Here is an 11,015-nt window from a genome sequence, read left to right on the forward strand (position 1 = left end):
TGATGAAGGTCTGCCATGATTGCAAGATGGTTCAAATGAACTTTTAGTGATTTTTTTGAGACAATCTTACGTGGGTTTAAACAAAAATCCCGATAAATCTTACGATTTATCGGGATTTTATTTTGCGGAGAGGGCGGGATTCGAACCCGCGAAGCCCTTTTGAAGCTTACACACTTTCCAGGCGTGCGCCATCGACCACTCGGCCACCTCTCCTTTGTTTTGCGGCTGCAAAGGTATTAAAAAATGCTCCTCATGCAAGCGTTTATTGACGTTTCTACTGATTTGTCGAAACTCTAATTGTTTTCAGTCTGAATGTCTGTTGGTTAATCTGCTCTTATAAGATAACGAATGCGGCTCATTCGCTGAGGTTGACTCTCATTCACTGCATTTCTGGTTGATATCAAAAGTAATTATTAACTAGTATAGATGAAAAAGGAGGCGACTGCCTCCTTTTTCGTTATTCATTTCTTAATTTATTCTATATCAATATCGCCAAACTTAGTTACAATGTTGATGGTTCCTTTTGGATTATTTCCAACGTTACCGTATGTGTGGCTACTGGTGTTTTTCGTCACTTTGCTTAACTTGCTATCGTCTGATATGTTAATGCTTCCAAAGTTTGAGGTAGCATCAATCTTGTAAGATATATCGGGCGCAATTCCCAATCGAACTCCTGCATGTTCGAGGTCGATGCGAACTTCCTCGAACGTGTTTGCGAGTTGATCAATGCGAATTCCGCCAAATTTTCCTTCGACTGCCAACTTTCCAGAGAGAGTCTTTACTTTAAATTCGGTATAAGAACTCTCTGCTACTAGGTTCTTGATATTACCAATTCGGTAGGTGTCAAATTTCCCCTTAACTACTAAACTTGATATGTTTTCGACCTCAACATTGGAATGTTTGCTAACCAATACGGCGGCTTTTCCATTATTTATGTTAAGTTTAGAGAACTTAAGATCAATGGAGCACCAACCTAAATGCTCAATATTTCCTTCGGCGTAACCGAGCACAATGTTATTTAAGGGTTGCACATTTCCGCGCGAAAGGCTTCTTATACGAATATTGCCATACTTTACATTAATTGCGGCGTATCCGGTGATTTCATCAACATTAACATCCCCAAATTTTTGAGAAACAATGATGTTCGTCTCTTTAGGAAGCTTAATGGTGTAGTTAACGCTAAACTCCTTTGAATTCTGACCCAGATTGAAGATTCCTTTTATCTTATCTGATTTTTCGTCGAAGATAGTTGTAGCTATGATGGTGTCTTGTTGTTGGTTCAACCGAATGGTGATACCATTTAAGGTTGTTTCTGCTTCTTGCTTGGAGTTGGTTTGTACCTCTATGCTTACCTCTATACTAATCTCGGGTTTATCCCAATTTGTTATGGCAACCGTTCCAAACTTGTTTTCCAAGCGCAGATAGGTTTGTGGAGTTGCTGCAAATGATTTGCTAACTGTCTTTGTATACTTCTCGTTCGGTTTTCCAAACGATGTGGTACTTGCCGAGAGCGCTATTACCGTAAGAAGTATGAAGTATCCGAGTTTACTAAAGTTTGCTTTCATTGCTTTACAGTTTTAAATCGTTTTCCGAATTCGTCTGCATACTGATTACCGCATTAAGCATCTCAATCTGCAGGCGATAGTTATTTACAATCTCGTTTAAAATTCTTTCGTTACCTGGATTAACCTGATAATTGTATATTAAGGATTTCCGCGTGGTTTCCATTTCTTGAATTTCCACCTTGACATCTCCCTCAATATTTTTATCTCCGGCGTATATCTTCTGGAATGCTTGCATCTTATTATCGAGTTGGCCTTGATAGTAACGCTCAACATCGTGTATTTCACTGTAGGATGCTGTAAACTGTTGCTGTATCAAGGGGCTTTTAAATACTGATACACCCCAGAAACTTATTGAAATCAATATTGCTACTGTTGCTGCTGCGTAAATCCACGAATTGTGATTTGTTGGAATCAATATGGTTTGGCCCTTTAGTTTAGCCTGAAACCGATCAAAGTGACCTCTTGGCGGATCGGTGTTATCCAACAAATGCCGATTCTGATTAATGATTTTGTCAATGCTGTCCATGTCCTTCTATGTTATTGTCTCTTCTGTAATACTTCTTGTAACCGTTTCTTGGCTCTGGTCAACTGCGATCGGGAGGTTGAATCGGAAATGCCGAGTAGTTCTCCAATTTCTCCATGGTCAAGACCTTCGATAAGGTAAAGGTTGACAACTAATCGATATCCTTCGGGGAGATTTTCGATTGCTTCCTTTATCCTTCCATAGGTTACCTCAACTTCAGCCCAATTCTCAGCCTCTTGGCGCGGATCATCGGCAACCTGATTGGTGAGCACTTCCTCGGATAAAAGCGGTACCCGGCTTTTTTTCCTTAGAATATCTAGTGATGTGTTGATGACGATTCGCTTAAGCCATGCACTAAAACTTGAATTGTCAATGAACGTTTCTAGTTTTTGAAAAGCTTTAATAAAAGCATCCTGCATTGCATCTTCGGCATCGGCTGGCTCCCGAACTATTCGTAAGCTAATGTTATACATCGCCTTGGAGTATAGTTTGTAAATCTCCTCCAATGCTTTTGTGTCGCCCCGACGACACCGGTCAATCAGATGCTGATGCAAGTTGTATTGTTGATCGTTGCTTTCCATCATACGACTTAAATACGTTAGTGTGACACTTACGCTGCATGCGAATTAAACGATTTTTGAGCACTTCTTTGTTTTCATTAACGTGCTGTGCGGCAGGAGACCATTTTAGCAAATAAAATTAGGCTATTTTTGACGCGTTTTTAACTTAATCTTAGTGTAATGAACAAAAAAATGTTTAGAAAAAGTTCTCTAGCCGTATTTCACAAATGGTCGAATAAGGGATGGGCTATTATGGATAGTCTTCGAAGTGTAGTGAAAATTGGGATGATTCCGGTTACCTATACGCTGGTTGCATTGCCTGTATTTACTTTCGCATCTACCGATTCGTTAACCGTCAGTAAAAATGTGGACATGAACGAAGTGGTGATAAATGCAGTAGCAACGAAAAATGTTTATTCGGAACTCTCCCGGATTGTAATTTCCATTAGTAGGGACGAAATAGGCAACGCACCAGTTCATTCTGTCCAAGACTTGCTTGAGCAGGTGCTCGGCGCAGATGTTCGGTCGAGGGGGGCACTTGGCGTTCAGGCTGATGTTAGCCTTAGGGGAGGAACTTTCGATCAGGTGCTTGTTCTACTCAATGGTGTCAATATTACTGATCCTCAAACAGGGCACCATAACCTAAACCTTCCGCTTGATCTTGAAAGTGTTGATCGGATTGAGATTCTTCAAGGTCCAGGAACTAGGGTTTACGGACCAAATGCCTTTACCGGAGCCATAAATATTGTTACGGGCGAGCAAAAAAACAGCGGTGCCAAAGTTGGCGTTACTGCAGGTGGATATGGGTATTTAAATGGATTCGGTTCAGCCGCTTGGGCTAAAAATAATTTCAGAAGTTTTATTTCTGTATCGCATGCTCGCTCCGACGGGTATTCGCCAAATACCGATTTCAATTCCCGGAGTTTGTTCTATCATGGCCAGCTTTTTTCTTTGCTAGGTACCACCTCGCTGCAAGCAGGATTTTCGGACAAGGGATTTGGTGCTGCAAGTTTCTATACGCCCAAATATCCGAATCAGTATGAAAGAACCAAATCGTTCTTTTCTTCGATAAGCCAAGTGAAAACTATTTGGGATTTTACGATTAATACACAGGCGTATTGGCGCCGTCATCAGGATCGATTCGAACTTTTTCGTGATAATCCTGCCTCCTGGTATAAAAACCACAACTATCACCTTACTGATGTAATAGGAGGGAAATTGCACGGCAACTACAACACCGAGTACAGTCGGACCTCCATTGGCGCAGAGTATCGCTATGAGCATATTTATAGCAACGTTCTGGGTATTCTATTCGCTGATACGCTTGATGTTCCTGGTGAATCTAATGGATTCTTCAATCGACAAAAAGCACGACATAACGTTAATTTCAATCTGGAGCAGACATTCTATTTTCAGGGATTTGTGGTTTCGGCAGGAGCAATGGCGCTTTGGAATTCTGATTTTGGCTGGGATAAATCCTTTGGAATAGATGCTAGTTACGCAGTTTTAAATACTACGCGTGTTTTTGGCTCTATAAATCAGAGTTTACGATTACCCACTTTTACCGACCTTTACTATAATGGGCCTACCAATGTAGGCAATCCGGATCTGAAACCCGAACATGCACTTAGCTATGAAGTAGGAATAAAATCGTCGTTTAAAAATAGTATATTGCAGTTATCGCTCATTAGGCGAGAGGGAAGTGATATCATTGATTGGGTTAAAGATCCCGCCGACGCCAAATATAAAACACGAAATCTCACCAACGTTACCACCAATGGGATTGAGGTAGGAGGGGCGTATTCGTTTGGTGAATTGTTTCTGCAAGCCAACAACTCCTCAAAGTTACAAGTCACCTACTCTTATTATAGGAATGAAAAGGAGTCGGGTGGTTTGATCTCCGCCTATTCCCTCGATTATTTGAAGCAAAAGTTGGCCATGAATCTGACCTCGACACTTTATAAGGGTATTGGGTTCACTGTTAAGGCTACTTATCAGGATAGGGCTGGTTCATTTACAACGGCAGCAAACCAAGAAGTCTCCTACAGCCCTTTTACTCTTTGCGATATTCGGGTGTTTAAAACATTCAAACACTTGATGATTTTTGGAGAGGTTGCCAATGTTTTCGATAAAGATTATGCCGATATTGGCAATATCGATCAGCCCGGCCGATGGTTTAAAGGTGGGTTTAAATTTGACATATAAAGGTTTCTCTATAAATAAAAGCGCCCCCGAGTTTTCTTGGGGGCACTTTGTTAGTAATGTAATAACAATAAGAAGATTATTATAGAATGGTTTTGAATCTTATACTGAATATACCTGCCTTTATGTTACCTTTCCAAAAGTGGTAAAATCATTCCAGTAATAACCTTGCCACTGTCGTAGTTCAGTTCCGACCCAAATATGCTGTGAGGAATTGAGAAAACCACCAAGAGCGCAATGGCGGCCAGTGCAACATAGGCTGGTCTATCCTTTTTATTGTTTAGAAGAAGTGCCCCAACCCAAATAACTCCAGCAATCAGAGTTTTATTATCGGTAAGGTCATATCCAAATGGAAAGCCAGTCCAGGCCTCGCCAAAAGCGTAATATTGAACTATAGGACCAAATATAAAGCCTCCCAGCGTCAGAAGGCCTAGGGCTATCCATCCATACAATTTATATCCATCCATCTTTTCGAAGGCATAAATTCCTGCAAGGCTCGAAAATAGCATGGCAAAGAATATGAAAATGATGTGCGGAATGAGTATGATGGCAGGAACAATACCTTTAAATCGGATAGTTATTGGGTCCTCTTTATAGAGTTCTATCGAACTTGTTTCATTTTCTACCTGCACATAGTATTGCAGCTTACCGGCAGCAGGCTGAGAGGGTAAAAATGCTTCAAGGTTTGACCCTTTTCTCTCGAAAGGCTGAGGGCTGAAATCCTCCGTAGTAGGGTATCTTTTATAGAATAGTGTGGCAGATACGTTTTCGGGGATATTGCTCAGCACAATAATTGCATTTTCGCCCGTGTTGCCGCTTCGAAGGAACTTCCCTTTTATTTCTACATTTTCGATGGTAACCTTTACCTTTTTCGGGTAAGTAGGACCGGTCATTCGTTGATAAACTGCTGCCGATAAGGTTAATACCACAGCGAGTGTCCAGAAAATTAATTTCTTCACCATGCTAAAGTTTAATAATTAGTATTTTGCGTTCGGAGTTTCTTATCACCTCCACCGAAATGGTTTGACCTTCCTTAAGGCCTCCAAGGCGGACCATATAATCCTGAATATTATTAACCGCCTTTCCGTCGATGGAGATAATCGTATCTCCATTAAGCATTCCGCCTCTTGCAGCAGGTTTTCCGGCAGTTACAAAATCGGCTCTGAGGCCATTGTTTTGCTGCCCTGAAACATCGGGCATAATACCGAGTGTTACCTTAAATCTTTTGCTGCGACTATAGTTGCTCACTTTTGGGCCAGCTTCTTTGAATGAAAGTTTGCTTGGTGCATTTGCAAGGCTAAGCGCTAGGTTGTAGGTAAATTCTGTTATTGACTTGAGCCCGTTAAAATTGATACGCTCCACATCGTCGAAAGGGGTGTGGTAATCGAGGTGAGCTCCTGTTGAGAAGAAGAATACGGGGATGTTTTTTCCGTAGAAGGAGGCATGATCCGAAGGGCCATATCCTTCGGGAGAGGTCGCTAATTTTAAACTGTCGGGATTGGCAGTGGCCAGAAGTATGCTAAGACCATTATCGGAAGTGCCCACACCTCCTATTTGTAGCATTTTCTCAGGACTCATTCGGCCCACCATATCGAGGTTAATCATTGCCTGTGATTTTGATATGTCGACGATGGGCGTGTTAACGAAGTACTTTGATCCGAGCAGGCCCAACTCTTCGCCGGCAAAGGCTAAGAACACTACACTTCGCTTAATATGTTTGCGTTGTTTTGCCATTTTTTGGGCTATCTCTAGCATAGCTGCTACGCCCGAGGCATTATCGTCGGCACCATTATGAACCGCAACGGTATCCTGTTTTCGACTGGAGGAATTTGGTCCACCCATTCCAAGATGGTCGAAGTGCCCACCTATGATTACAATTTCATTTTTCAATAAAGGATCGCAACCTTCGAGAATGGCTACAACGTTTTGGGTCTTCTCTTTAATGCTCTTTAACTCTGCCTTTGCTGAAATAGTGCTATTAATCTCGAAACTATTCCTTTCCTGTTTTAGCCTGATTTCGGATTCTAACGCTTCAATTGTTTTGCTCGACTTACTCAGGATGGAGTTGGCAACCGAGCGTGTTACCTGTATTACAGGGATATCAATCGAATAATCTTTGGTTAACGGATCAACAAGGGCATCATCCTTATCGAAACTCACGCCAGAGACCATAATTACACCTTTAGCACCGTGCTCCTTGGCTGTTAATGCCTTTATTCTATCGCCAGTATATTGCTCAAACGGATTGCCGGTAGTATCTGTGCCGGGATTTCCCCGAAGTATTAGCACCCATTTTCCTGTTACGGTAACGGTTTGGTAATCGTCCCATGTAAAAGTAGGGGAGTTTGAGGCTATGCCAAAGCCCACAAAGACAGCCTCAGCCGAAAGTGAGTCGGTTCCGGAAAATGGGAATAAGGTAAATTCTTTGCCCAACTCCAGTGAGCCTTGTTGTTCTAGTGCGAAGCTACACTGTCCCAGTTTCTGTTCCTTAACAAACGTGAAAAATTGGTATCCTCGCTCACCAAGCATCGTTAAACCATCGTCTTGTAGTGCATCTTTTATATATTTTGCGGCCAACCGATCTTCAACAGTTCCCGGTTCTCTGCCCTTTAAGTTATCGGAGGCTAGAAACTGAACATGGTTCCGAAGGTCGGGAATGGTTATTTCTGAGGTCTTGCAAGATTGTGTAACGAGGGCAAGCGGTAGAAGCAATAGTATGAGACTGCGCGACATAGTTTTGATTTTGGTGGTTAAACGACAAATATAGGAAATTTGTATATATTAATTATTCGAAAAAATGGTTGGTTGTGTGGTGTTCCATCGTTTCTATTTGATAATTTTGGGGAAATTTTTTTTATGAGCAGCAAACAGCGTGAGAACCTTATTTATTTAACAGCCATATTGATAGCGGTGTCCGGCTTGTTTCATTTGGTGGATACACTAACGGGTAAGGTGCTCTTTGATTTGGCTTTTGGTCCATATTTGTATGTACAGACTCGCCACTTCTGGAAAATGAAAAAACTTGGAGTTGCGATAGAAGGCGTTGAGAGTCGGAGATACTATATCTTAATTGCCTTATGGATATGTTTGCTGTTTACTTTGATTAATTTTTTATCGGTACCCTTCCTGATGATCTTCTTGGTGATGGTTGATTATCTTGTGGTAAGTCAAACGGAGTAACTTTTTGATATCCTGACGCCAAGAACAGTGACATCATCTACTTGATCGCAGTTTCCCTTCCACCTGTAGAATTCTTTTAGGAGAATCTCGCTTTGGCTATGCATGGTTCTTTGTTGAAAGTTGAGCAGTTTTCTTCTTAATTCTTGTGTACGGTATTTTTTAAATTTTCCGCCACCAAATTGATCTGGAAATCCATCGGAGTAAAGATAAAGAGTATCGCGTGGCAAGAGTTGCAATGTGTGATTATCGAAGGGCTTAAAATTACTATCGGCACCAACGGCTTGTTTGTTTGGTTTAAGCATATACATTTTATGCTTAAGCGATTCTTCTAGCAAATGGTAAACGGAAGGTTCTTCTTGCTCTGAGCTTCTCACTAGGCAAAGTGGAATGTTCGCTCCAGCAAATTGAAGTTCGAGGGTAGTTAGGTTTAGGACGCATAGGCCAATATCCATTCCGTCGAATATGTCGTAACGGTCTCTTCGTATAAGCGTTTTTATGAAAAGAGAGTGAAGCGAAGTAAGAATTTTCGCTGGTTCGGTGACCAAGTCCTCGCTAACAATTTTATTTAAACCGAAATTTCCCACTATGCTCATAAAGGCTCCAGGAACCCCATGACCGGTACAGTCGGCAACGGCAAAATAGAGCAAATCGCCCCGCTGTTTAAACCAATAAAAGTCACCGCTAACGATATCCTTTGGAAGGTAAACTACAAATGTATTTAGTAATCCGTCGAGGGTTGGTATTATAGGAACAATTGCTTTTTGAATACGTTCTGCGTATTCAATACTATTGGTAATATCCTTATTCCGTTTTTCAACCAAACGGTTTTGTCGTAATAATTCGTCCGATTGGGCTTCGATCTCAGAGTTTTGTTCGAGCAGACGGCTGTTGGCTTCTCTTTTATGCCTATTTAATCGGTAAGCATAGTAAATAACTGTGGCAAGAATTAATAAGATGGCAATTAAGATGGTTATTCTATTTCGGAGTTTCACCACCTGTAAATCCCTTTGCTGCACCTGAAGTTGTTTTACTTCCAATTCCCGATTTTTTTTTAGACTGGCTAATTGGGTTTCTAGATTGTTTACACGGCTCAGTTGGTTTAGACCTAGAATGCTGTCATTCAGTTTTGTATATTCCTTAAGGTATTCGAATGCTTTGGCTCGCTGATTTTGTTGTTCCGAGACGTTTGCGAGTCCATAATAGGCCTTGCGCATTTGGTCCTTTAATTCGCCCTCCTTGGCGTATTCAAGGGAGCGGTTGTAAGCATTTTGCGATTCAGTGATCTTATTTTGATCAAAGTGAATGTCGGCAAGTGTTAGCCATGATTTGGCCAGTTCAGTGATGTTATAGGATTTTCCAAGTGTAAGTAATGAATTTCTCGCCATGGTTTCGGCTTCCTTTAAGCGGCCACTTGCGGCAAGGGCCACTGCATAGTGTCTCAATACAATGGCGAGATTTCCTTTCTCGGCATCCTTTTTGCTTAATAGGCTGGCTGCATTAGAGAGAATTTCGAGTGCTTCATCGTTTTTGTTTTGAGATATTTTCAATTCGCCCATGTAAAGGTTGGCCATTCCTTCCAGATTGGGATTATTGATTCGCTTAAGAATGAAAATTGATTTGTTGAGGTAATCTTCTGCCAACTTGAGATTCCCCAACTTTGTATGGATTGATCCCAGTAGCATGAGCGATGTTCCTTGCCCTTCTAAATTGCTCTCATCAACAAAGAAATTTAGGGCCTGTTGGGCATACTCCATTGCATCAGCATAGTTGCCAAGTTCAAGCTGGATACGTCCGATCTCATTAATAAGGAAGGCAATTTGTTTGGTGTCTTTAAGCTGTTTGCTCAGTTCAAAGCTCTGTAAAAACGATTCGAGTGCTTCCGTTTTATAGTTGTGATGATAGTAGCAAATTCCCATTTGGGTTAAGGCGGTCATTCTATGATAATCATCTCCATCTTCTTGAGCTGCAATGGCTGCATTGTTGGCTGATATTAGGGCCAAATCAAACTCTTTAATGGATAGGTATAAATCACTCAGCTGAAGTTGCAGCTCCGTTTTTACCTTTGTTTCTCTCGTGCGCTCCGCTATATCAATCTTTTTATTGATTTGCTTTATAGTATTGCGGATTGCGATAATATTTTGTTTTTTGTCTTTTAGTGCAAATGGTAATAAGGAATCGGGTGTATGACTGGTCGAGGCCATTGTTGTAAGGCACGATCCCATTAAAAGGAGAATGATCCCAAATTTTAAGTACTTCATTATGAACGGCAAGTGCGTAAAGTAGAGAAACTACAAATATAAGTCAGTTAGGGTTTTAGATATTTAGAAACCATTTCGATAATTTGATCGGGTAGGATAGGTTTGGCTAGATAATCGTCACAACCAGCCTCCAAGCATTTAATTCGCTCTTCATCCATGGCGTATGCTGTTTGTGCAATTACCGGCATATCAGGAAATTCGGCCTTTATAATCTGTAATGCTTCCAGCCCATTCATTATGGGCATTTTTATGTCTAATAGAAGAATTATTGGCTTATGGAGGCGTGTGAATTCAACGGCTTCTCTTCCGTTTTTAGCCCACACAATGCCAAGGTGAAACTCTTCAAGAACTTCCTTTAGATAAAGAAAATTGGCCTCCTCGTCCTCTGCAATAAGAATTTTTCTAGTATCCATAATTTGTGCGGTTTTATGTAGTGGTTTTGTTGTCTAAATCGAAATTACTCTTTTTTATGGAAAATACAATGGATTCGCTTTAAATACATGTATGCAATTTGTTGTGTTGCTACTGCATTTGAAAATAGATGTTTAATAGTCAATTTCTATTTATCGTCGAAAGTTAGTTAAGAAATTGATATCAAGTATTGTTTTTTGCTTACGTTGGTCAATTTCCTATATAACCTTATATCCGCAACATAAAAGCATAAAATAATCGGGAACCCCTGTAATAATAATCATCACAAGGCTTTCCCGATTAAAATATTTTCACC

The 11,015-nt window shown here is 40.9% G+C and carries 9 protein-coding genes and 1 tRNA gene; 2 read left to right on the forward strand and 8 right to left on the reverse strand.

Features of this window, described 5'->3' with window-relative positions; translation table 11 throughout:
• Positions 1-125 precede the first annotated feature (125 nt).
• The 4 genes from BLS65_RS01190 to BLS65_RS01205 form a co-directional block, all read right to left on the reverse strand.
• Positions 126-213: transfer RNA gene (locus BLS65_RS01190), tRNA-Ser, on the reverse strand.
• A 260-nt stretch (positions 214-473) separates the two neighbouring features.
• Entirely contained in the window at positions 474-1,565 is a 1,092-nt protein-coding gene (locus BLS65_RS01195) for a DUF4097 family beta strand repeat-containing protein (protein ID WP_092434504.1), read from the reverse strand.
• Positions 1,566-1,569: 4 nt separating this feature from the next.
• Positions 1,570-2,091: a hypothetical protein gene (locus BLS65_RS01200; protein WP_092434507.1), complete on the reverse strand. Its 522-nt coding sequence runs from the start codon at positions 2,089-2,091 to the stop codon at positions 1,570-1,572.
• A gap of 11 nt (positions 2,092-2,102) precedes the next feature.
• Positions 2,103-2,672 carry an RNA polymerase sigma factor gene (locus BLS65_RS01205; RefSeq protein WP_092434510.1) on the reverse strand — a complete coding sequence of 190 codons (570 nt, stop codon included), beginning with the start codon at positions 2,670-2,672 and terminating at the stop codon, positions 2,103-2,105.
• A gap of 156 nt (positions 2,673-2,828) precedes the next feature.
• Here BLS65_RS01205 and BLS65_RS01210 point away from each other — a divergent pair, with 156 nt between their 5' ends.
• On the forward strand, positions 2,829-4,853 hold the full coding sequence (locus BLS65_RS01210; protein WP_092434512.1) for a TonB-dependent receptor plug domain-containing protein: 2,025 nt from the start codon (positions 2,829-2,831) through the stop codon (positions 4,851-4,853).
• Positions 4,854-4,978: 125 nt separating this feature from the next.
• Here BLS65_RS01210 and BLS65_RS01215 read toward each other — a convergent pair whose 3' ends face one another.
• Both BLS65_RS01215 and BLS65_RS01220 read right to left on the reverse strand, forming a co-directional pair.
• Positions 4,979-5,812 carry a hypothetical protein gene (locus BLS65_RS01215; RefSeq protein ID WP_092434515.1) on the reverse strand — a complete coding sequence of 278 codons (834 nt, stop codon included), beginning with the start codon at positions 5,810-5,812 and terminating at the stop codon, positions 4,979-4,981.
• Position 5,813: 1 nt separating this feature from the next.
• Complete coding sequence (locus BLS65_RS01220; protein WP_092434518.1) at positions 5,814-7,583, reverse strand: M20/M25/M40 family metallo-hydrolase; 1,770 nt, start codon at positions 7,581-7,583, stop codon at positions 5,814-5,816.
• Between the two features lie 123 nt (positions 7,584-7,706).
• On the opposite strand from BLS65_RS01220, the gene BLS65_RS01225 reads away from it, so the two are divergent.
• Positions 7,707-8,030 (forward strand): hypothetical protein, encoded by a 324-nt coding sequence (locus BLS65_RS01225; RefSeq protein WP_125869720.1) that lies wholly within the window; start codon positions 7,707-7,709, stop codon positions 8,028-8,030.
• On the opposite strand, the gene BLS65_RS01230 is transcribed toward BLS65_RS01225, so the two are convergent.
• Positions 8,018-10,288, reverse strand: coding sequence for a SpoIIE family protein phosphatase (locus BLS65_RS01230; RefSeq protein ID WP_092434524.1), 2,271 nt, complete (start codon positions 10,286-10,288; stop codon positions 8,018-8,020). The genes BLS65_RS01225 and BLS65_RS01230 overlap by 13 nt on opposite strands.
• 47 nt (positions 10,289-10,335) lie before the next feature.
• The gene (locus BLS65_RS01235) at positions 10,336-10,701 is read right to left on the reverse strand and encodes a response regulator (protein ID WP_092434527.1); all 366 of its coding nucleotides are present in this window, start codon (positions 10,699-10,701) and stop codon (positions 10,336-10,338) included.
• Between the last annotated feature and the right edge of the window lie 314 nt (positions 10,702-11,015).

The sequence above is a fragment of the Williamwhitmania taraxaci genome (assembly GCF_900096565.1).
GTDB lineage: Bacteria > Bacteroidota > Bacteroidia > Bacteroidales > Williamwhitmaniaceae > Williamwhitmania > Williamwhitmania taraxaci.